This is a genomic window from Frankia sp. Mgl5 (assembly GCF_023242985.1).
Lineage (GTDB): Bacteria > Actinomycetota > Actinomycetes > Frankiales > Frankiaceae > Parafrankia > Parafrankia soli.
Map to the genome: position 1 here is coordinate 1 of NZ_JALKFY010000808.1, position 21,361 is coordinate 21,361.

The window sequence follows — 21,361 nt, forward strand, 5'->3', positions numbered from 1 at the left end:
TCATCAGGCACGGTGTGCCCACGACCACCCACCCCTACCTACTTCACGGCCGGAAACGTTCGTGGTCAGCGCACTAGACCGGGGTGTGCGCAGCGGGAAGCTCAGCGAACAGGACCGGGCCGCGGAGCAGGTCCTCGCCTACGAAACCGACCTACTGGAATACGAAGACCTCTTCGAGGGCTCGGTCGTCGTGGAGAAACGGGTTGCCGAGCTGGTCGAAGCCGCTACCGAGGAGATCGACCGGGTCCAGGCGATGGGTGGCGCGGTCGCGGCGGTCGAGAGCGGATACATGAAGTCCCAGCTGGTCACCTCCCAGGCCGCCCGGCGGGCACGGATCGAATCAGGACAGGACACCGTGGTCGGGGTGAACCGGTACACCGAGACCGAACCGAACCCGCTATTGGCGGACCTCGACACAGCGGTGCAGACCGTCGATCCGGCGGTGGAGACCTCGGCCCGGACCCGGATCACCGCCTGGCGCGCCGGCCGGGACGCCACCACGGTCGACGAGGCTCTGCTAAGCCTGAGGGAGGCGGCGAAGACCGACGCCAACCTGGTACCTGCGACGCTGGCCTGCGCCCAAGCCGGAGTGACCACCGGGGAGTGGGCCGGGGTCCTACGCGAGGTGTTCGGAGAGGACCGGGCTCCGACCGGAGTGTCGGCCGCGGCTGCGGCCGCGGGTGGCGCGGAACTGGCCGAAGTACGCGAGCTCGTCGCCCGTACCAGCCATGAGCTCGGCCGGCGGCTGCGGCTGCTCATCGGAAAACCGGGCCTGGACGAACACTCCAACGGCGCCAAGCAGATCGCCGTACGGGCCCGCGACGTCGGTTTCGAAGTCGTCTACCAGGGTATCCGGCTCACCCCAGCACAGATCGTCGCCGCCGCTGTCGAGGAAGACGTCCACCTGGTCGGCCTGTCCGTGCTCTCCGGATCGCACATGGATCTGGTACCCGAAGTCCTCACCGGGCTACGCGCCGCCGGGCTGGGGGACATGCCGGTCGTGGTCGGCGGGATCATCCCCGCCAGTGACGTACAGCAGCTGATCGCGATGGGGATAGCGTCCGTCTACACACCCAAAGATTACGGCTTGACCAGGATTATGCGTGACATCGTTAATATCGTACGTACCACCCGCGGCCTCCACCGTGAGGTGCCACCTGATTCTCGGATGCCAGTGTAGCGGCCGACACTTTTCTTTTCCGCCGCACCACCTGCGTAGTCAGGGCTGCCGGTCGCCAACGGTGTCGTGCATCCCGTGCATGCCGGGAAGTGTATACATCACTTAAAGACTAAGTCGCCATTCTCGCTGATCTGAACTACCAGCCCATGCGATCATGAAACTGGATAATGACAGGAAATTTTGCCAAAACCCTACAGAAGGTCGTCAGGCAATGCTTGAGGTGAAGTCGTCGGCGGTGAACGGCGCGAAAGATCTGAAACAGAGCGGGAGCGCCGTCGCGATGGTCTTGCCTGGACGGCCATCGTTATTACGGCTGACTGCGCTGATTCTTATCCTGAGCGGCCTGGTCGGACTGGCTGCGTGCACCGGTTCGGGGGACTCCGCCGGACGCGCCGGGACAGCTACCTGCGTCGCACCGGGCATTACTGAGACCGAGATTAAGGCCGGCGTTCTGTTCCCTGACACCGGGCCGTTCTCATACAGCATGCGTGCGTTCCGGGCAGGGATTGAGGCCCGTCTTGGTGAAGTAAACATCGCAGGCGGCGTCAACGGGCGGAAGATTGTCTACACTTGGCGGGACGATGCCTCCGACCCCCAGGTGAATCTAACCGCGGCCCGCGAACTCATTCAGAAAGAAGAGGTCTTCGGCATCATGGAAGGACTGGGTGCGGTCTCCGGCTCAGCCCAGTACCTCGCGGATCTGGACGTACCGGTCATCGGGCTAGGAGCCGAACCCGTCTGGGCGGCCCACGAGAACATGTTCACGTGGCATAATTATACACTTGCGGCCGGATCGTCCACCGTCTGGGGGGATTTTATCCGTGGTACGGGGGGAACCCGGGCCGCCGTGGTGGACGTAGCGTTGAACGATGCGGTACAAGACTACCATCGGCAGCTCGTTGACAGCCTATGGGCGGCCGGTGTCAGCGTGGACATAAACTTTGAGGTGACCGCCGAGACGACCGGCTTCGGGGCGTTGGCCAGGCAGATGAAGGCGGCGAACATCGACACCATTACCGGCGTCGTCACCCCGGACGTCCTCGCTCAGATCCTCCCTGCGGTCCGTGCCGCTGGCGTCAACCTCAGGACGGTACTCCTCTCGCTCGGCTACGATCGGGACCTGCTAAAAAAACTCGGCCCAGTCTTGGCCGGCACCAGCATCTACATCAGCTTCCTCCCGTTTGAGCTGAACACCCCCGCGCATCAGCGGCTGCTCACCGCAATGGCTCGCTACTCTTCGCAGAGCGAGGCGCCGGAGCAGGAAAGCGCGGTGTTCGGTTGGTTGTCCGCCGACCTGTTCCTACGCGGTCTGCAAGCCGGCGGCGCATGTCCGAACCGCCAGTCGTTCATCCAAGGTCTGCGTGCCGTGCACGACTACGGCGGCGCCGGTCTGCTTCCCGCGCCGGTGGATCTCGCAAAAAACCGGGGCCAACTCACCGACTGCTATTACTTCGTGCGCGTCAGCGACGACGGCAGGCAATTCGTACCGCTGCAATCCGCAGCCCGTTGTGGTAACTTGATCAACTGAACGTTCGCAAAACTAGTCAAGTGCGGTGTGCTGTAGCCGGATACGCCGGGACGAGATTTTCGCTCTTCCTGTCGTGAACAAGCCCAGCCGGAGTACCGAACAGAACGAGCCGCGGGCCCACGACGAGGTTAGTGAGCCTTTCCCGTGCGCCCAGCAGACTGGAGGTGACGCCGTGTAAACGGCCGATCTACCTTTCGTAAGCTCGTCGTCGCTTGCCGGTGGAAGTCCGGTCCGGGTAGCTGCCAGGAGGCCCGGTAGCAGGCTGGCGACTTCGTCTGGAAACGGGCGGGGTCGAAGCCCAGCGTCAAAGGCCCTGCAAGGGGGAGCGACAGTGCGGTCCGCAGCATAAAGCGAAGCCTGCGGCGTCGTTACTCAGCCCGTTCTTCGAACGGGACAAGGGAGTGCCGAGCCCTTCGGAATCGGGGCGAAGGCCATGGAAGCGGCGAAGATCCTGGAATTGCAGCCGTGAGGAACTCCCCGGCGTATGGGGCGCGGAACGTACTGATAGTGGCGGCGGGAACTGGGGAGGCCCTCCCAGGGAGCCGCCGATTAATAAGTCCCGTTCTTGATGTTGTTTTGGTCGATCAGGTTGGTGAGGTCGTGCGCGGTCGGTGCGGTGATCGGTGCGGGTCGGATGCGCCGGTCGAGGCCTTCGAGGACGGGGGTCATCTCGTGGATCGCGTCGCTGACGGCGCCGCGGGGTGAGCCGAGCAGGCGGGTGAGTGCCTGGTGCTGGGTCTTCCAACGGTGGTGGATCACGGTGATGAGCAGCCGGTCGGACAGGGAGAGGGGTCCGCGTCGCAGGATGCGGTGGCGGGCGTGCAGGTGGTGCAGGCTGATCGGCGGATGGTCGAGGATGTACTGCTCGACCGCGGCGAGCAGAGAGGCGAACGTGCCGTCGTTCATACCGGTGATCGTCGGATGGCGTAGCCAGTCCGGGGCCCGGTCGTCCGGCTGGCCGCGGTCGACGTACCGTGACGCCGGAGTCGAGACCGTCTGGGGTGGTGCCGGGGTGAGGGTGTAGTTCCACTGGCCGTGCCAGTCGTGGGCGGTCAGCGGGAGGGCGTCCATGACCTCGTCGGGCACGGTGAGACCGGTTGGGTAGGTGCCGGGGTCGAGTTCGGCGTGGATGGTCAGGCCGGTGCGCGTCGTCATCGCCCCGATCGTGTTGACCACGACCTCGTGGCTGGTCAGCGGCCGGCCGCGCCAGTTCGTGCTGATCCGGGAGAACAACCGGTGCTGCCGGGTAGCCAGGGGCATTTCAGCCCCTGGCCCCCACAGATCACGGACGTGAATCTCTCGATTCATCCGGCTCCTGCTGCACATCACGAGCGGTGCTCGCCTGGCCGCCTGTGGCTTTGCTCATCCCGCAGAGGTTGGCGAGTCCGTAGGTAGCCGCACCGCTCTACGAGGCGGTCAGCCCTGTCTGTCAGACTCCCGTGAGACATGAGGATCACCGAGACTTCTGTAGCGTAGGGCGAGACGGGATCTTCAAGACCAGTGACGTTGACCATGGCAGACATGGCCTCCTCGAAGCAGGAGGATGGCGGGGTGAGCTCGTCTGGAGGACCGCGGTCGGACCGGCCGAAGCGCCGGAGCTTCACCGCGGCCTACAAGAAGAGAATCCTGAACGAGTACGACGGGTTGACCGAGTCGGGTGAACGAGGCGCGTTGCTGCGCCGGGAAGGTCTTTACCACTCCCACATCCAGAAGTGGCGCGAGGCGCGGGACCAGGGGGCCAGCGAAGGTCTCACCGGAAAGCCCGCCGGTCGGCCCGCGGCCAGCGAGACGGATATCGATAACGAGCGGCTACGCCGAGAGAACGAACGGCTCGCCACCGAGCTGGCAAGAACGAAAGCAGCGCTGGAAGTCGTGGGAAAAGCACACGCGCTCTTGGCTTGAGATTTAAGCATCTCAAGATCGATTTTGGCGGATCGGTGGATCCACCGGACGAGCCGACACCTTCTACGAGATCATGCCTTCGCGTTGAGATCAGCGTCGGTCGCACCGGATTCCGTAGAGGTGAGTTTACTGCGCGAAGGCGTCAACACTGAATCGTTGGTCGAATTGGCCCGGTTCCGTGAGGGGTTCCACAGCTGTCTGGACGCTCGGGCGGACACGCTGTTCGAGTTGGCGGATGCCGTGCTGTGCACGGATGGTCCGGTGACCTCTCTGGTCGAGCTGTCGCTGGCGCCGGTATTCCGCCGCGGTCACGGAGCCCTGTACGACGCGTTGACGCAAGGCGGGATCGATGAGGAACGACTGCGGGACCTCCTGGCCGACCAGCTACCACCCGACAGCCCGTTGATCTTCGGTGTGGACTCCACGACGTTCCCGCGGCCGAACGCCGAATGCTCACCGGACCGGGGCCTGCACTACGCGCCGTGCCGCTGCGACGGCGACCGCAAGGTCGTGCCCGGCTGGGAGTTCCAGTGGATCACCGCCCTGGAATGGGGCCGTTCCTCGTGGACACAGCCCGTTGACGCTCGCCGCCTGCCCCAGGGCAGCTGTCCCGTGCTCTCGACCGCGGAGCAGATCCGCGACCTCGCCCGGCGGCTGGACACACAACCAGGGCAAGGGCGCCCCATCCCGCTGTTCGTGCTGGACCAGGGCTACGCGGCCGCCGCGCTGACCCACGCCCTGGACGACTTGCCGGTTCAGACCCTGGTGCGGATCGCCGGCGACCGGGTCTTCTACGACGGTCGGCCCGGCCCCCGCAAACCCGGCCCTGGTCGTAACGGCATCCACGGCCAACGGTTCGCCCTCAACACGCCGGTGAACCTGCGCCGCCCCGACCAGCTACTGATCGTGCCCGACACGACGAACTACGGACGGGTCGAGGTCCGGGCCTGGCATCAGATGCACCAGCGAGTCGCGCGCAGCGGCTACTTCGCGCGTCTCGGAGCCCGGATCTTCACCCGCCTCCCGATCATCGAAGGGACCGTGATCGAGGTACGGGTGGAACGGCTCCCCGATGGCCGCAGCCCGCACCGGACCATGTGGCTGTGGCACTCCGGCCCCCACGCCCCCGATCTGGACGTGTGCTGGCGGGCCTACCTGCGCCGCTTCGACATGGAACACACCTTCAAGCTGATGAAGTCCCAGCTCGGGTGGACCGCCGCCCGGCTACGTCACCCCGAGCAGGCCATCCGCTGGACCTGGCTCCTGATCGCCGCCTACACCCAGCTCCGCCTCGCCCGCGACCTGGCCACCGACCTGCGTCGGCCCTGGGAACGCCGGCCACGCCCCGGTAAACCCCTCACGCCCTACCGGGTCCGCCGCGCATTTCGACATCTCCGCGACCGCCTGGGCACCCCGACCCGTCTCCCGAAAACCAGCCACCCCGGCCCCGGCCGCCCACCCGGCGGCCGGAACACCCCCGCCCCACGCCACCGACTCGGCTCAGAAATCCGCAAAACAGACATACCAGCTGCGGTGGGATGCAAGAAGAAAGGTTAAATCTCAAGCTTGGAACTAATCTCCGAGAGCGCGGATTCCAGCAAGAAACCCGGCAGGTAGTAGACGAGGCGTTCACCTCGCTGGTGCCACTGACCTCGATCAAGGTCGCGTGCGACCTGCTCGGGATGTCCCGGGCGACGGTGTACCGTCGGCGTAATCCCACACAATCCACAGGACGCCTGCCCCGGGCCCCGGCCGTCCACCCGGCAGCACTCGACGACACCGAACGCGAACGGCTACTGGAGCTCCTCAACAGCGACCGGTTCGTCGACAAGTCCGCCGCCCAGGTCTGGGCGACTCTGCTCGACGAGGGCGTCTACCTGGCCAGCGTGTCCACCATGTACCGGCTGCTGCGTGCCCGGCACCAGACCGTCGAGCGGCGTGCGCAGGCCACCCACCCCGCCCGGAAGAAACCGGAACTACTCGCGACCAGACCCAACGAAATATGGAGCTGGGATATCACGAAGCTAACCGGACCCGTCCGCGGTGTGTACTTCGATCTGTACGTCATCCTCGACATATTCTCCCGCAAAGCCGTCCACTTCGAGGTTCATCCCACCGAGACCGGTGAACTCGCAAAAGCCTTCATCGAGCACGCAGTCGCCGTGAACGGCGACGTCCAACCGAACGCCGTCCACGCCGACCGCGGAACCTCGATGACCTCCCAGCCGGTAGCCGCCCTCCTGGCTTACCTGAACATCGACCAGAGCCATTCCCGCCCGCACGTCTCCAATGACAACCCCTACAGCGAAGCGAACTTCAAGACACTCAAATACTGCCCCGCTTTCCCGGGACGTTTCGGTTCTCTCCAGGACACCCGCGTCTTCTGCGACGTCTTCTTCAGCTACTACAACAACGACCACCGGCATTCAGGCGTCGCTCTACACACCCCAGCCAGCGTCCATGACGGCACCGCCCACGAGATCCAGACCCGACGCGCCCAGGTCCTCGACGCCGCCTACCTCGCCAACCCCGAGCGGTTCCACCACCGACCAACTCCGCCTGCGCTACCGACCAAGGCGTGGATCAACCAGCCCCCAGCGATCATCGAGACCGAGGAGACGCTACACACGAACGAAGCCGCCTGATGTCTCACCATGTTTGACAGGCTCCGCAGTACCGCAACTCCCAGTGCGCAAACAGGCCAGGGGACCGTTCCCGGACTGCCCTGAGCCACGCCCGCGCCCTACGGTCGCTGCGTTTCAGCCGCTTGTATTTCCCTTCTGCCCAGCGCACAATGGCCATAGGTTAAATGATCCCCTGAAGGTTTGGGGATGGTTGGTCATCGGAAGTCGAGGCAGTGGAGTTCGAGACGGTAGGTGACGGACCGGGTGGGTGGGTCGTCGGCCTTGCGGCGAGGGTAGGTGCTGGGCCGGCGGGTCCTGCGGGGTGCGGTACGACCGGGGCGGTCGGGGATGATCAGCCGTGGGTCGAGGATCTCGAGTAGGAACGCGAGAAGTGCCTGTTCAGGGGGAAAAAGCCGCGGCCCGGATGGAGTCGGACGCGGCGGTCAGGGCCCGGCGGAAGCTGATCTTTTCGGGTGGGGTGCCGGTGGTGTCGGCGGCGACGCCGATGAGGCGGGCGAGTGCCTGGTAGACGGCGAACAGGGCCCACATCTCCTGGGCGACGCCTTCGGGGTCCTTCGAGCGCAGGACAGGCCGTCCTTCACCGAGGTCGGTCTTGTGGTGGCCGATCACGGTCTCGCATCCCCACCGCGTCGGGTAGGCGCAGGCCAGGTCGAGCATGGGCCATTCCTCGGGGTCGAGCAGGTCAGTGACCAGGCAGAACAGCTCCGAGCTGCTCTGGCCGTCGGCGGTGGTGGAGTGCACGGTGTACTCGATCACCCGCACCGTCAGCGGCGGGCCGTCGCCCTTGCGGGCAGGTTTCAGCTCGGCGAGGTAGCTGCCGTCGTCGAGGACGCGGACCGGGGCCAGCGCGAAGTTCGCCTTCGCCCGCCACAGCAGGTGCGCCCCGGTCGCCAGAACCTCGGTGGCGAGCCGGTGGGACAGGAAGTTGCGGTCCGCCAGGGTAAGCATCTCCGGGCCCAGGTGCGGCAGCAGGTCGCGGGCCAGCGCCGGCTCGCCCGTGGTCCACGGGCCGAACGACGCGCCCAGCAGGGCGCCGGTGGCGGCCTCGGCAGCGATGACCCAGCGGACCTTCGGGAACGGCGCCGGCCCGTCGGCGTTCGACGGCCCACCGAAGAAGGCCCGGTTCTTCTCCGTGTCCGCCACGTCGGAGGTCGACCCGTCGATCTGGACCAGCCGCAGGCCGTGAAGGAACACCCCGGCCTGGCCGGCGACCCCGACCGGCCCCGCGGCGTGCTCGAACAGCATCCGCACCGGGTCCGAGTCGACCCGCGCCCGCGCCTCGCCCAGCGACGGGCTCGCCGGCAGCGACCAGCCCGCCCCGTCCGGCTCGCCCGCGGCCAAGGCGGCGGCCCGGCGCTGGAAGTGCAGCCCGTTGGTCAACCGGGCCAGCACCTGCACATAGCCACAGTTCCGGCCCCGGAACAGCCACAGCGCCAGCACGAAGTACACCACCAGCCGCGACGGCAACAACCGGCGGCGGACCTCGGCGGTGTCGGTCACGGCCAGCACCCGGTCCACCAGTTCCGGCGGGTACACCCGCGTCAGCACACCCACCGTCACCCGGTCCGGCAACCAGCCCTCCGGCGACAGCCCCTCACTCCCGTCATGACCCACAGGCCAAGCCTACCGACACGACGATCACTTAACCTACGGCCATTGATCCATGGACACTGGCGCGGTGGTCCGGCTTGTTAAAAGCTGACGGAAAGATCTCCTGGATCATGAGGAAGGAGATCCATCGGGAACCGGCTGGCACCGGCTTTCATGGCGGGCGATAGGGAGCGATGATAGGTACCGGACGTGCCGCGGCGAGTTCCTGATGGATCGACACAGCGTGTGCGGACGGAAGTGTGTGAATCGGCAGGAAAAGGGGGATCGCTGTGGCGGAGGAAGGGCGGAAGCCCGGCAGGGTGATGGTCGATCGGTCGGAAGGTTTCGGCGAGCGGCTGCTGGGTGTTCTGCTGGACCGGGCCCATGAGATGCCTCCGCAGTTGATCGCCCCGCTGGTCGCGGAAGAGGTGAGCAGGATCGGTGGCCGGGACGTCTCGATCCTCCTCCAGGACTACGATCAGCTGAGGCTTGCGCCGCTGCAGGGCAGGGGCCTCATGGTCGGGAAATCCGAGCCGATCGATGGCACCTCGGCAGGTAGAGCCTTCCTTCGCGCAGCTACTGTCGACGAACCGCAAGCCGATGGCGTACGGATGTTCATGCCGCTCCTGGATGGCAGCGACGAGGTGGGGGTGATGGCAGTCACCCTCGATACTGTCGATGATGACGACCGGCGCCTGCTCGGACGGTTGGCAGGCCTGGTCGCTGACATGATCGTCACCAAGAACAGCTACACCGACCGGTTCTTCCAGGCCCGGCGTCGCGAACGGATGAGCGTGGCCGCGGAGATCCAATGGTCCCTGCTGCCCCCACTGACAATGACCACTCCGCAGGTTTCGGTGGCAGGAATTCTCGAACCCGCTTACGAGGTCGCGGGTGACAGTTTCGACTACGCGCTCAACGACGACATCCTACATATAGCTGTTATCGATGCTATGTAGCTGTTCAGCTCGGTTGAGCGGGCGTCTTCCGGATCTTGTGTGGTGATCGTTCGTGTGATCGCGTGGCGGTGGGTGGTGATCCGCTAGCGTCCCGGGTGTGGACCTCGCCGGCCGGCCGACGTACGAGGATCTCATGCGCCTGCTCGCGGACCGGGACGCCACGATCGCGGCTCAGGATAGGCAGATCGCGGGGATGGCCGAGCAGCTCGCGGCGGCTACCGAACTGATCGAGCAGTTGGCCGGTCGGGTCGCCGAGCTGGAACGCCAGGCGGGGAAGAACAGCCAGAACTCGTCACGGCCGCCGTCGTCGGACGACCCGTACACGAAGGCGCCGACGCGCTCCTCGCGCACGTCCTCGGGCCGGCCGAGAGGCAAGCAGCCCGGCGCGCCCGGCCAGACCCGGAAGATGGTCGCCGACCCGGACGAGACGTTCACGATCGACCCGCCGTCCTGCGCGGGTTGTGGCGGGTCGCTGGCCGGGGCGCCGGTGTTCGCCACAGCGCGCCACCTGTGGGGTGCCAGAAGTCGGCCTGGGCCTGTGACCTGCGGGGATGCGGCCGTGCGGGGCCGGCGGCATGATGGTCAGCTATGTCCATCCGCCTGCTCTATCTGATCTTCGTTCGGGTGTGCGGCTGGCTGGTCCTCCTCGGCCGTTCGTCAGCGTCCAAGAACATCGAGCTGCTCGTGTTACGGCACGAGGTCGCGGTGCTGCGCCGTACCCAGCCCAAGCCCCGGTGGGACTGGGCAGACCGGGCGGTCCTCGCCGCACTCATCCGGCTTCTCCCCACGACGCTGCGAGCCCACCGGCTGATCACCCCTGGTACCGTCCTGCGGTGGCACCGCCGTCTGATCACACGGAAATGGACCCATCCGCAGCGGAGGGGACGACCTCCGGTCAGCGCGGAGATCGCCGCACTCATCAAGCGGTCCGCGACCGAGAACACGACGTGGGGCTACCAGCGGATCCAGGGTGAGCTCCTCAAGCTCGGCCACCGGGTGAGCGCCTCCACGATCCGCCGGGTCCTGACGTCCCTGGGTCTCCCACCCGCGCCCAGGCGGCAGACCGACACAACGTGGCGGCAGTTCCTACGTACCCAGGCCTCGACCATGCTGGCCGTGGACTTCTTCCACGTGGACTGCGCGGTGACGCTGCGGCGCCTGTACTGCTTCTTCGTCCTGGAGGTCGGCACCCGCACCGTCCACATCGTCGGGATCACCGCCCACCCCGACAGACCGTGGACCACCCAACAAATCCGGAACCTTCTCATGGACCTCGGTGACCGCGCGGCAGACTTCCGGTTCCTGGTCCGCGACCGCGCAGGGCAGTTCACCGCATCGTTCGACGCGGTCCTCGCCGACGCCGGCATCACCGCTGTCAAGATCCCGCCCCGGGCTCCCCGAGCGAACGCCTACGCGGAACGGTTCGTCCGCACCGTCCGGAACGAGGTCACCGACCGGATGCTGATCTTCGGTGAACGGCATCTGCGTACCGTCCTGGCCGACTACGCGACCCACTACAACGGACGACGACCCCACCGCGGCCGCGACCTTCAACCACCCCGGCCCGACCACCCCATCGCCGACCTGACCCAGGAACGGATCAAACGTCGGCCCGTCCTCGGCGGCCTGATCAACGAATACGAACGAGCCGCCTAAAACCCCAGGTCACCACCGGTGGCCGAGTTCTGGCACCCCACAGGCTCCCAGGGCGCGGGTGACCGACGGACTGGCCGGAACGAATTCGCACCTCAACACGGTCGTCGACGCCAGGCACGTGAGCGGCGATCAACTCGGAACCGGGAGAGAAATCCGGTGCCGAACCGCTACAGACTTTGCTGGCCCTGGCCAGTCGGCCCGAAGATCCTATTCTTCACGCTCGTGCCGACGAGGTTCGATGTGGTCCAGAAACCGCTCGATGATCTCGACCGCGTCGCGATGACCGGTATGGGTGCCGAAGGTCTCCTCAAGCGCCAGCATGCGGAGAATAGCGTTCATCATGAACAGGAGCCCGGCCGGGGACACAGCCCGTTCGTCAAGGCCATACTGTGTCCACTGCCGGGACACGGCCTCGAGCTGAGCGTCGCGGACACGCTCACCACCACGACCGATCTCACTCTGAATAGCCTTGCGATGGTTCGCGAGGGCCATGAACTCCAGGAGTAGAGCTGTCGCGGTCTTGTCGCTCGCGTACTCCCAGACCGCGCGGAGCGGCTGCTCCGTTTGGGATGCCTCGGCGAATCGTTCGAGGATGCGGTCCGTTCCGCTCCGCAGCAGCGCCACGAAGAGATCATCGAGGGTGGGGAAGTAGTACTGCACGAGGCTCGCGGCAACGCCGGCGCGGGCCGCGAGACCTCGGTAGGTGACGGCGGCATAGCCGTGCTCAAGCATGAGCTGCTGCGCGCTGTTCAACAGCAGCGTTCGCGTCCTGGACGTCGTCGACCCGACACGACGGGAGGATGCCACCAGCTGCCTCCTCGTCGCCGCTCCATCCGCTCACCAGCGAAGGTATCTCCTGACGCCGCGGGTCCGATCCCGCGGGTCCCGGACGGGACCACGAGTAGTCGGCAGCCCGGTGGCACCGCAATCAGTATCGTCCGCGGTCGGGCGGGCTGCTGGCCGACAGCCACTCGCTACAGCCGGACGCCTGCCTCGGCTGGACCGGCCGGCGAGTCAGGGGTGTCCGTGCTCACCGGCGCAACCCTGGTGATCATATTCCGCTTCGCTCATCGCTGGTGGCGCCGGCAGCGGGGAGCGAAGACCGCTGCGGCACCGGGCCTCCTGCATGGAACCGTTCAGCTGCCCACGTCCACCGTCCGGCGGATCATCGGGTCGTGCTGCTCTGCGGCCGGAATCCGGTCACGGCTGGCCACTGAAACCCGCACATCATAGATCCCAATGCTGCCACCAGAGCGCATCCTTGGCTACCTAGCGCAACACAGCCTTATCAGCCACCCGGTGCCCGTGTTGCTCGCGGCCTTGTCGCCCCGCCTGCTCCGGGGTCGCCGGCCAGCTCGCTGACGGCGTGGTGCTGTGGATGGCCCCGCTACGGGCGATCGAGACCCACGTGGCGCCGAAGGTGCACGCCGCGGCGGCCACGGCGGGCCGCCCGGCCCCGCGCATCGTCGCCGGGCTCCCCGTCGCCGTCCACGACGACCTCGACGAGGCCCGCGCCGCCACGGCAGCTACCGCCGCAGGTTACGGGAGCCTGCCCAACTACCAGCGCATCCTCAGGATCGGCGGGGCCTCCACCGCGACCGAGGCTGCCATCGTCGGCGACGAGGCCTCCGTACGCGGCCAGCTCCACAGCCTGATCGACGCTGGCGCCACCGACATCTGGGCCAACGTGGTCCCGGTGGGCGACACGCGGGAAGCACGGGCGGCCTCCCGACGCCGCACCACAGATCTACTCCGCGAGCTCCTCGACCAGGACTAAGAGCGTGTCTTGTGTGGCGGCTGCGGGTACATATCTGATCATGGATGTGATGGAGAGCAGCCTCGCTCTGCGGCTGGTCCCGGACGATCTGTGGGAGCTGGTGGAACCGCTGCTGCCCCGGTTCGAGACCCGCCACCAGGGTGGTGGGACCGCGCCGATCGAGGATCGGGCGGTGTTCACTGCGGTGGTCTACGTGCTGACAGCGGGGTGCGCCTGGCGGCATCTGCCCGCCGAGTTTGACGACTGCGCCGTGACACTGCGGCGCCTGTACTGCTTCTTCGTCACTGGATGCCTGGCTACGTGCCCATCCCGGCGTTCAGGTGGTCTGCCGGGACGGCTCCGGGACGTGCGGGCGTGCACGGGTTGCGTGATTACGACTGGTCCGCGGTGAGGCGAGGCGACGGGAGCGGTGGGTCTTTCGCCGGGTTTTGTGTCGCGCCAGTTCAGTCAGCGGTCGAGAAGGTGAGGCCCGGGAGGTTGGCGTGTCGGGTGTCTGGGCGGTTCACGGGCGGGCTCGGGCGAGGATGCGGGTGAGCCAGCGGCTGCGGGCGGTGAGGGTGTCGGTGGCAAGGGCGGTGTGGGGGGCGAATTCCTCGAAGCCGTGAACTCCGCCGGGCCAGACGTGGAGTTCGGCGTCGCCGCCGCAGGCCCAGATGGTGGAGGCGAAGGCGACGTCTTCGTCGCGGAAGAGGTCAACGGAGCCGACGTCGATGAAGGTGGGTGGGAGTCGGGAGAGGTCGGTGGCGCGGCCGGGGGCGGCGTAGGTGGTGACGTTGTCGGTACCGACGCGGTCTCCGAGCAGCATGCGCCATCCGGTCTGGTTGCTGCTCCTGGTCCAGGACAAGTCGGCGGTCATGCGGGACGACGGGGTGTGCATGCGGTCGTCGAGCATCGGGCACAGCAAGAGTAGTCCGGCAAGGTCGGGGCCGCCGTGGTCGCGGGCGCGGAGCGCGGTGCCGGCGGCGAGGCCGCCGCCGGCGCTGCTGCCGGCGAGGATCAGCGCGTGGGGATCGATGCCCAGTGTCTGGGCGTGTTCAGCGACCCAGAGCAGTGCGGTGTAGCAGTCGTCGAGGGGTGCGGGATCGGGGTGTTCGGGAGCGAGTCGGTATTCCACCGATACGACGGTCGCGCCGGTGGTGACGGCGAGCCGGAGCGCGGGCATCGCGCTGAAGCGGTCGCCGGTGGCCATCCCGCCGCCGTGTATCCAGAGGATTCCCGGGCCGGCGGCGGTGTGGTCGTGGAGGGTGAAGACCGATAGGACGATCGGTGTTTCGGGGCCGGCGATGGTGTGCTCGTGTTCAGTGACCGGGAACAGGTTGAGGAGGTCGTCGCGGCCCGGGACGGTGAAGGCGCGGGTTTGTGGAAGGGTTTCCTCGGTCAGCGTCATGGGAGAAACCCCGCCGAAGTAGCGGTCGACGATGTCGCGCCATGCGGCGCCGCAGTCGGGGTCGGTGGGCGGTGCCGGAAAGTCGGGTGCGCTCATGGAAACCTCACGGTCGGTGCCGGCGGGTGCTGCTGGGCCGGCAGCGGTGGTCCGCCGGTGCGGTGGGCTGTTTCACGCGTCGGTGGGGCCGGCGGCTGCGGTGAGCCAGTGGGTGATCCGGTCCAGGCTGCGCTCGCCGGGGGCCTCGAACGGAATGTTGAGGTGTCCGTGCTCGGCGTCTGGTTCGACCTCGACGGTGACCGGGACGCCGGCCGCGCTCAGTTGCGCGGCGTAGGTTTCGCCGGATGCACGCAAGTAGTCCGCGTGCGCGTTGAGAATGTAGACGGGTGGCTGGCCGGAAACGTCGCCGTTGCCGGCGAAGGCGTAGGGGTCGGCGAGGATGTCGTGGGGGCCGGTGAATTGGCGGGTGAAGTCGGCGACGATGTCGGCGGTCACGGCGGTGTCGGTCAGGTGGGCGGTCGCGGTGCGCAGGTCGTCGTTCAGCGGCGGTAGTTGGGGATGGACGATCGGGTAGGCCAGCAGCAAGGACGCCGGGGCGGGGCCGGCGCCGTCACGGAGGCGTTTTGTCATTCCCGCGGCGAGGTTCGCGCCGGCGCTGGCGCCGCCGAGGTGCAGGTGGGCTGGTGTGGCTCCCATCTCGTCGGGGTGGTGTGCCGCCCACTGCCAGGCGGTGAGGACGTCCTGACAGGGCACCGGGTAACAGACGCCGTGCAGACACTTGTGGTAGTCGACCGACAGGACTGGGATGCCGCGGGCGGCCAGGGCCAGCCCGATCCAGTTCGCTTCGGGCATGTCCAGGTCACCGCCTACATAGGCGCCGCCGTGGATCCAGACGAGCGCCGGGCCTGCGCCGCCGTGGGGGCTCCGGTAGTGCCGCGCGGCGATGTCGCCGTGGGCGCCGCTGATGGTGATCTCACGGGTCTCGACCACGGCGAGGCTCGGGTAGTGGGCGGTGAGCGCCGCAGTGTCGGTTCCTTTCGGCATGCGTGCGGCCACCAGCTCCGGGTGGGTCTCTAAGACACTGACGTAGTCGGCGAATGGTGAACGGCGCGCAGCGGGTGACACGGATCCTCCGGCGATGATCGGGGGGCGGATGGTGATCGGCCGCCGGCTCCGGACGCGGGCAGCGGCCCCGCACCGTTGCGCTGGCTCTCACCGTTTGGCGGGGGCGACGGTTAGTGATGCGGTGTGGTCACAGTGTCGCGGGCGGCTGTTGTGGGCCGCGGCGCGGTCTGGGGTGCCGGCAGGGTCACGGGGTCGGGGTCGGGGTCGGGGTCGGGGCCGGTGAGGTCGCGGCCGGTGTCGGGGTCCAGCAGGCGGTCGGCGAGCAGGGCGATGTCGTGGGACTGGCGGGCCATCCAGAACCGTAGGAAGCCGGTCAGGGAGTACCGCAGGAAGATCGCGGAGCCGACGACGGCGGCGGTCACGGCGGCCAGGCCCAGGGTGATGGCGTCGCGTTGCACCAGGGGGTCGCGGGTGGTGTGGGACAGAAAGTAGGCCGACACGGCCAGTGCAGCTCCCAGCAGCATCAGGACTGTGCCGAGACGTAGCCAGGTCTTGGGACGCCCGGCGGCCGGGTCGGGGATCTCGAGGTCCGCCAGTTCGCGGACGAAGCGGTCCGCGCGCGCGCCGGTCGGTGTCATACGGAACTCCCCAGGTAGAGGGCGGACAGGTCGGTGCGCAGGCTGTCGGGAGGGCCAGCCCGTTCGATCCGGCCGCGGACCAGAACGGCGGCGTGGTCGGCGATGCCCAGGACAGCGGCGGCGAACTGTTCCACGATCAGCACGGCGACGCCGTCGCGGGCGATCTCGGCGACCTGGTCGTAAAGTCGGCCGACGACCAGGGGTGCCAGGCCCATGGACAGCTCGTCGAGCAGGAGGACAGCGGGGTCGGTGGCCAGGCCCCGGGCCAGCGCGAGCATCTGCTGCTCGCCACCGGACAGGGTCCCGGCCGGCTGGCCGGGTCGCTGACCCAGGACCGGGAATCGGCTGTAGGCGATTTCCTCGATCTCTTCGCGGGACCGGCCTGTGAAGGTCATCATCAGGAGGTTGTCGCGGACCGACAGGTTCGGGAACACGCCGCGACCTTCGGGGATCAAACAGATCCCGGCGCGCGCCAGGTCACGGGCGCGGGCCCCGGTCATGTCCCGCCCGCCGACCATCACCGTGCCCGACGCGACCGGGTGAACGCCCGCGGCGACCCGCAGGGTGGTGGTTTTCCCGGCGCCGTTCGGGCCGAGGAGAGCGACGATCTGACCGGGCTGGGCGGAGAGGTCGACGCCGTGCAGGACGGTGATCCGGCCGTAGGCGGCGCGGACGTCGGACAGCGCGATCAGCGGCCCTGTGCCCGCCGGGGGGTGGAGGTCCGGTCTGGCGTTCATACGTCCCCCAGGTAGGCGGCGAGGACGGCGCCGTCGCGGCGGATCTCTTGGGGCGGGCCGACGGCGATGACACGGCCGAGGTCCAGGACGTGCACCGTGTCGCAGACGTCCATGACGAGGTCCATGTCGTGTTCGACGAGGACGACGGTCGCGCCGTCGGCGGCCAGGGATCGCAGCAGGGCGGCGAACCGGGCGGTTTCGTCGTGGTCCTGTCCGGCGGCGGGCTCGTCGAGCAGCAGGAGCGTGGGTCGCACGGCCAGGGCCCGGCCGACCTCGACCAGCCGGCCGATCCCGGTGGGCAGGCTGTCGGCGGATTGGTCAGCGATCGCGGTCAAGTCGAGGCGGCCCAGGATGTCGGTGACGGCGCGGGCCGCGCGGCGGCGGTCGGGTCCCAGTTCGGCGGCGACGAGCAGGTTGTCGCGGACGCTGAGCCGGCCGAACAGTTCCAGGCGTTGGAACGTGCGGGCCAGGCCGTGGCGGGCGCGGCGGGACGGGCCTAGCCGGGTGACGTCGCGGCCGTCGAGCAAGACTTGCCCGGCCGACGGTCGACGTAGCCCGGTCACGACGTCGAACAGGGTGCTCTTGCCGGCGCCGTTGGGCCCGATCAGGCCGGTGACCTGGCCGGGGTCGGCCGTGAGGTCGACCCTGGCCAGGGCTTGATGGCCGCCGAAGGTGACCGTGACGCCTCTAACCTCGAGCGATGCCACGGGCCAGCGCCTCCTCGTCGTCCTCGCGCCACGGCCGCCGGACGCCCCACCATTCGACCGGGACGTCCGCCTCGACGACGGCCGGCCGCCGGCTGGCGACGTAGCTCTGCGCGATGAGTCCCACGACCAGGGAGGTCGCGAGGAATGCCCCGCCGCTAACGAGGCCGGTCATGGTGAGCAGCCACGGCACGGCGATCCCGGCGACCAGCAGCGCCACGGCGATCGGCTCCCCGAAGGTGGGATCCCAGCGGCGCCGCAGTTCGGGGAGCACGCCGTCGGGGTTGCGGCCCAGGCCGACGCCGGCCAGTCCAGGTAGCAGCGCGACGACGTTCGTCAAGGACGGGGCCAGCGCGACGAGCCCGTTGATGGGCGCGACGTAGGCGGTGCCGGTGAACAGGCCGGTGCCGACCCAGGTCAGCCCGCCGACCACGGCGATCAGGAAGATCGGCAGACCGGCGACGAAGTTGAACTGGTCGGCGGTCACCGACCGTTCCTGCATGGCGTAGAGCGCCCCGCCCAGTCCGGCGATTCCGGCCGACAGCGCGAACACCGCGACCCGGGCGATCAGCAGGTTCCCGCCCAGCGTGGCGTAGGCGGCCTCACTGTCGCGCAGGGCGATCAGACGGCGGCCGAACCGGCTCCGGCGCAGCAACGCCACCCCGAGCGAGGCGAGAGCGAGACAGACCGCGGCGAAGATGACGAGACGTTGTCCGCTCTCGAAACGGACACCGAACAGTCGCGGCGCGGCAGCCTCCACGGAGCCCTGGTCGAACAGGGAGATTCGTACTCCGAGCAGGTCGAAGGCGGGCAGGGTGAAGATCCACCGGTCGAGGACGACCGCGACGGCCGCGGTGCCCAGGGCCAGGTACACGCCCGAGAGCCGTAGGACGGGCACGGCGATCAGGGCGCCGACCGTCGCCGCGACACCGATCGCGGCGCCGAGTGCCCACAGGTCCCCGTGGCTGCCGAGGTGGCCCCAGACGACGGCACCGACGCCGGCCAAGGACAGCTGGCACAGCGAGATCTGGCCGGCGTACCCGGCCAGCGGCACGAACGACAGGCCGACGACCCCGAGCGAGAAGATCGGCCCGTAGGTGATGAGGTCGGCCTCGCCCATCACCGACGCGAGCAGCACCCCGAACAGGACCGTCACCGCGCCGAACGCGGCCGTCCCCCGCAGCGAGGGTGTCGGCACCGGGCGCAGCCGCTGGTCGCGGCCGCGTAGCCGCCGGTGGGGGAACACCAGCAGCGCGACGAACAGCAGCAGGGCCGGGGCGGCCAGCCGCAGGCCGGGCAGGTAGGCGTTCTGGGGCAGGTAGCCGGCCAGGTAGCTCTCGGTGCAGCCGACCACGACGGCGCCGGCGAATGTGGCCGGCAGGCTGCGGAGCCGTCCGAAAACCGCCGCCGTGTAGGCGCTGACGATCAGCAGGGACAGCTGGACGGCGTCCAACGCGACGTTCGGCGCGATGAGGATCCCGCCGACCGCCGCGAGCTGGGTCCCGAGGATCCACGCGATCCGGTTGGCGCGCAGCGGATCGGCTCCGGTGAGGCCGACCAGGCCGCGGTCGTCGACGGTGGCCCGCATCTCGGCGCCGAACCGCGTGCGATACAGCAAGATCCGCAGGCCCACCGCGATCATCACGGCGACGATCATGATGATCGTCTGGTGCCAGGTGAGGGTGGCCGGCCCGAGGTGCAGCGGTGCACGGTCGGCGAAGAACGTGGACAGCGTGCGCGGCTCGTTGGGGTTCCAGATCCACTGTGAGACCGCGATGAGGCCGCTGAGCATCGCGACCGTCATGACCAGCCGTTCGGTCTCGCCCAGGCTCTGCACCGGTCGCAGGATGAACCGCTCGACCAGCAGCCCGAAGGCGGGGGCCAAGACGAGCAGGACCACGGCCAACGCGACCGGTACCGGCACGCCCCAGCCTGCGGTCAGCTGCCAGTAGGCGAACGCGGCCATCATCCCGGCCGCTCCGTGGGCGAAGTTGAACACGCCGGTGGTGGTGTAGGTCAGGACCAGGCCGCTGCCGATGACCGCGTAGATCGCGGCGGTGCTGAGCCCGACGATCCCGAAGGCCAGGAACTGGTCCATTACGTGAGGTCGCTGAGGCTCTTGCCGACGTCGGCCAGCGTCGTCGGCCGGCCGTAGTCGCTGGTGAGCCGGTACGGGGCGTCGCCGCACCGGTAGGCTCCGTCGTTGGGCTGGAACGCGGCGGGCTGCCAGCCGGACGGGGTCAGCTGCTCGACGTTGAAGCATGCCAGCGGCGTGTCGGCGCCGGACAGGTCGATGGGGGCGGTCAGGCCGCCGCCGGTCCACGCGGTCTGTGTGCGGGCCGCGTCGTAGACGCAGCGGCGGGTCACGGTGTCGCTGCAGCTGGCGGCGGACTCGGCGAACACCAGCCAGGCCGAGAAGGCGCGCAGCACGGGCAGGGTGACCTTGGCCGTCGGCTCGTACTTGGCGAACAGGTCGAGGACCTGCTGGGTCGCCGGATTGGCCGACGCCCGCTCCAGTGGGTAGGTCCCTCCCAGGTCGGCCAGATTGTTCTGGGCGGCGGCGGACGTGCCCAGCAACTCGAGGAAGGCGGGGCTGTAGGCGTTGCTGTTGGCGTCGATCCAGTCGGGCTTGTAGTCGATGGTGGTCAGGACCTGCTCGAGCTTGGCCAGGTCCCGGTAGTCGCCCAGGAACACCAGGCCCCTGACCCTCTTGTTCTTGATGGCCTGGGCATACGGGGTCCAGTCCGAGACGCCGACCGGTGGGTAGAGGTCGTTGTAGGTGATCGTCGCACCGGTAGCGCTGAGCCCCTCGGCCAGCTCCGCGGCGATGGTCTTGGTCAACGGGAGATCGCCGGCGATGATGCCGACCGAGCTCGCCGAGTCCGGGTAGGCCTCCGTGAGCAGCCACCGCTGGTAGGGAACGTAGGGGTTGTACGAGTGTCCGCCGCCGGAGGTTTCGACCTGCAGGTCGGAGCCGATGTTCGCGACCTCCACCGCCTGGGCGGGGAAGGCCGGCAGCAGGCACGACAGGCGGTCTTCGACGCCCGTGCCGTCGAAGGCGGCGCCGCCTCCCACGATCGCGAAATCCTCGTCGCAGGATTCGAGCATCCGCTGCTGCACCTGGAAAATCCGGCTGTCCCGGGTGGTCGCGACGAGCTTTCGTCCGTTGATGCCGCCGGCGTCGTTGCACCACGACGTGAACACCTTCGCGGCGTCGACGAACTCCGGGTTCTTGGTGAAGCCGACATCGGTGAAGACACCGACATTGATGTTCTGCGCGGTGACGCCCTGGGCGGGCGATCCGGTCGGTGTACCGGGCCCACAGACGCCCTGCAACGAACCGAAGTCGCCGGAAGCGGCCTGCGTGGCCGAGGTCGCAACGTCGCCGCCGACCTCGTTGTTCGAGCCACTACGACCGCATCCGACGACCACTAAAGCCACGACGACAAGGGCTACGAGAGGTGTCTGCGGTCTCACGACGCGTCTGCCCATGCTGCTGCGCCGCCGGCGCCGGCGGACCGAAATCCTCCGCCGCGCAGGCGAACGCCACCTGGACCGGGAACGTCGTGACAAGCCGTCAGCGACTGTTCTCATCG

Annotated in this window: 15 protein-coding genes and 5 pseudogenes; 10 read left to right on the forward strand and 10 right to left on the reverse strand. The window is 68.1% G+C overall.

All coding sequences use genetic code 11. The features are described from left to right. Nucleotides 1–124: 124 nt before the first annotated feature. Nucleotides 125–1,180, forward strand: a pseudogene (locus MXD62_RS30020) (methylmalonyl-CoA mutase family protein); the annotation flags it as partial. Between the two features lie 211 nt (nt 1,181–1,391). Next, on the forward strand, nt 1,392–2,708 hold the full coding sequence (locus MXD62_RS30025; protein WP_248832742.1) for an ABC transporter substrate-binding protein: 1,317 nt from the start codon (nt 1,392–1,394) through the stop codon (nt 2,706–2,708). A 549-nt stretch (nt 2,709–3,257) separates the two neighbouring features. Here the strand turns inward: MXD62_RS30025 and MXD62_RS30030 are convergent. After that, nucleotides 3,258–3,950: pseudogene (locus tag MXD62_RS30030) on the reverse strand (ISAzo13 family transposase); the annotation flags it as partial. 309 nt (nt 3,951–4,259) lie between these two features. Here MXD62_RS30030 and MXD62_RS30035 point away from each other — a divergent pair. From MXD62_RS30035 to MXD62_RS30045, 3 genes are all read left to right on the forward strand, one after another. Continuing rightward, nucleotides 4,260–4,610, forward strand: a complete 351-nt coding sequence (locus MXD62_RS30035) for a hypothetical protein (RefSeq protein WP_248832743.1) — start codon at nt 4,260–4,262, stop codon at nt 4,608–4,610. 120 nt (nt 4,611–4,730) lie between these two features. Next, the gene (locus MXD62_RS30040; RefSeq protein WP_248832744.1) at nt 4,731–6,167 is read left to right on the forward strand and encodes an NF041680 family putative transposase; all 1,437 of its coding nucleotides are present in this window, start codon (nt 4,731–4,733) and stop codon (nt 6,165–6,167) included. Further along, nucleotides 6,149–7,255, forward strand: a complete 1,107-nt coding sequence (locus MXD62_RS30045; protein WP_285224238.1) for an IS3 family transposase — start codon at nt 6,149–6,151, stop codon at nt 7,253–7,255. The genes MXD62_RS30040 and MXD62_RS30045 overlap by 19 nt, the downstream gene beginning before the upstream one ends. A gap of 378 nt (nt 7,256–7,633) precedes the next feature. On the opposite strand, the gene MXD62_RS30050 is transcribed toward MXD62_RS30045, so the two are convergent. Continuing rightward, nucleotides 7,634–8,803, reverse strand: coding sequence for an IS4 family transposase (locus MXD62_RS30050; protein ID WP_248832746.1), 1,170 nt, complete (start codon nt 8,801–8,803; stop codon nt 7,634–7,636). A 365-nt stretch (nt 8,804–9,168) separates the two neighbouring features. On the opposite strand from MXD62_RS30050, the pseudogene MXD62_RS30055 reads away from it, so the two are divergent. From MXD62_RS30055 to MXD62_RS30065, 3 genes and pseudogenes are all read left to right on the forward strand, one after another. After that, nucleotides 9,169–9,801, forward strand: a pseudogene (locus tag MXD62_RS30055) (serine/threonine-protein phosphatase); the annotation flags it as partial. A 136-nt stretch (nt 9,802–9,937) separates the two neighbouring features. Beyond that, nucleotides 9,938–10,288: pseudogene (locus tag MXD62_RS30060) on the forward strand (DUF6444 domain-containing protein); the annotation flags it as partial. Nucleotides 10,289–10,392: 104 nt separating this feature from the next. Beyond that, entirely contained in the window at nt 10,393–11,460 is a 1,068-nt protein-coding gene (locus MXD62_RS30065; RefSeq protein ID WP_248832748.1) for an integrase core domain-containing protein, read from the forward strand. A 207-nt stretch (nt 11,461–11,667) separates the two neighbouring features. Here MXD62_RS30065 and MXD62_RS30070 read toward each other — a convergent pair whose 3' ends face one another. Next, the gene (locus tag MXD62_RS30070; protein WP_248832749.1) at nt 11,668–12,213 is read right to left on the reverse strand and encodes a TetR/AcrR family transcriptional regulator; all 546 of its coding nucleotides are present in this window, start codon (nt 12,211–12,213) and stop codon (nt 11,668–11,670) included. A 537-nt stretch (nt 12,214–12,750) separates the two neighbouring features. Between MXD62_RS30070 and MXD62_RS30075 the strand changes: the two are divergent. Both MXD62_RS30075 and MXD62_RS30080 read left to right on the forward strand, forming a co-directional pair. Continuing rightward, nucleotides 12,751–13,237, forward strand: a pseudogene (locus MXD62_RS30075) (LLM class flavin-dependent oxidoreductase); the annotation flags it as partial. A gap of 49 nt (nt 13,238–13,286) precedes the next feature. Continuing rightward, the gene (locus MXD62_RS30080) at nt 13,287–13,628 is read left to right on the forward strand and encodes a transposase (RefSeq protein WP_251082532.1); all 342 of its coding nucleotides are present in this window, start codon (nt 13,287–13,289) and stop codon (nt 13,626–13,628) included. Nucleotides 13,629–13,739: 111 nt separating this feature from the next. Here MXD62_RS30080 and MXD62_RS30085 read toward each other — a convergent pair whose 3' ends face one another. The 7 genes from MXD62_RS30085 to MXD62_RS30115 form a co-directional block, all read right to left on the reverse strand. Continuing rightward, a complete protein-coding gene (locus MXD62_RS30085) occupies nt 13,740–14,720 on the reverse strand; it encodes an alpha/beta hydrolase fold domain-containing protein (protein ID WP_248832751.1) in 981 nt (326 codons plus the stop codon). 72 nt (nt 14,721–14,792) lie between these two features. Then, the gene (locus MXD62_RS30090; protein WP_248832752.1) at nt 14,793–15,665 is read right to left on the reverse strand and encodes an alpha/beta hydrolase fold domain-containing protein; all 873 of its coding nucleotides are present in this window, start codon (nt 15,663–15,665) and stop codon (nt 14,793–14,795) included. Nucleotides 15,666–15,856: 191 nt separating this feature from the next. Beyond that, nucleotides 15,857–16,324: a hypothetical protein gene (locus MXD62_RS30095; RefSeq protein WP_248832753.1), complete on the reverse strand. Its 468-nt coding sequence runs from the start codon at nt 16,322–16,324 to the stop codon at nt 15,857–15,859. After that, nucleotides 16,321–17,061 carry an ABC transporter ATP-binding protein gene (locus MXD62_RS30100; RefSeq protein WP_248832754.1) on the reverse strand — a complete coding sequence of 247 codons (741 nt, stop codon included), beginning with the start codon at nt 17,059–17,061 and terminating at the stop codon, nt 16,321–16,323. Before MXD62_RS30100 ends, MXD62_RS30095 begins: the two co-directional genes overlap by 4 nt. Continuing rightward, complete coding sequence (locus tag MXD62_RS30105) at nt 17,058–17,768, reverse strand: ABC transporter ATP-binding protein (protein WP_248832755.1); 711 nt, start codon at nt 17,766–17,768, stop codon at nt 17,058–17,060. Before MXD62_RS30105 ends, MXD62_RS30100 begins: the two co-directional genes overlap by 4 nt. Then, nucleotides 17,749–19,863 (reverse strand): ABC transporter permease, encoded by a 2,115-nt coding sequence (locus tag MXD62_RS30110; protein WP_248832756.1) that lies wholly within the window; start codon nt 19,861–19,863, stop codon nt 17,749–17,751. The genes MXD62_RS30105 and MXD62_RS30110 overlap by 20 nt, the downstream gene beginning before the upstream one ends. Continuing rightward, a complete protein-coding gene (locus MXD62_RS30115) occupies nt 19,863–21,242 on the reverse strand; it encodes an ABC transporter substrate-binding protein (RefSeq protein ID WP_248832757.1) in 1,380 nt (459 codons plus the stop codon). Before MXD62_RS30115 ends, MXD62_RS30110 begins: the two co-directional genes overlap by 1 nt. Nucleotides 21,243–21,361: the final 119 nt, after the last annotated feature.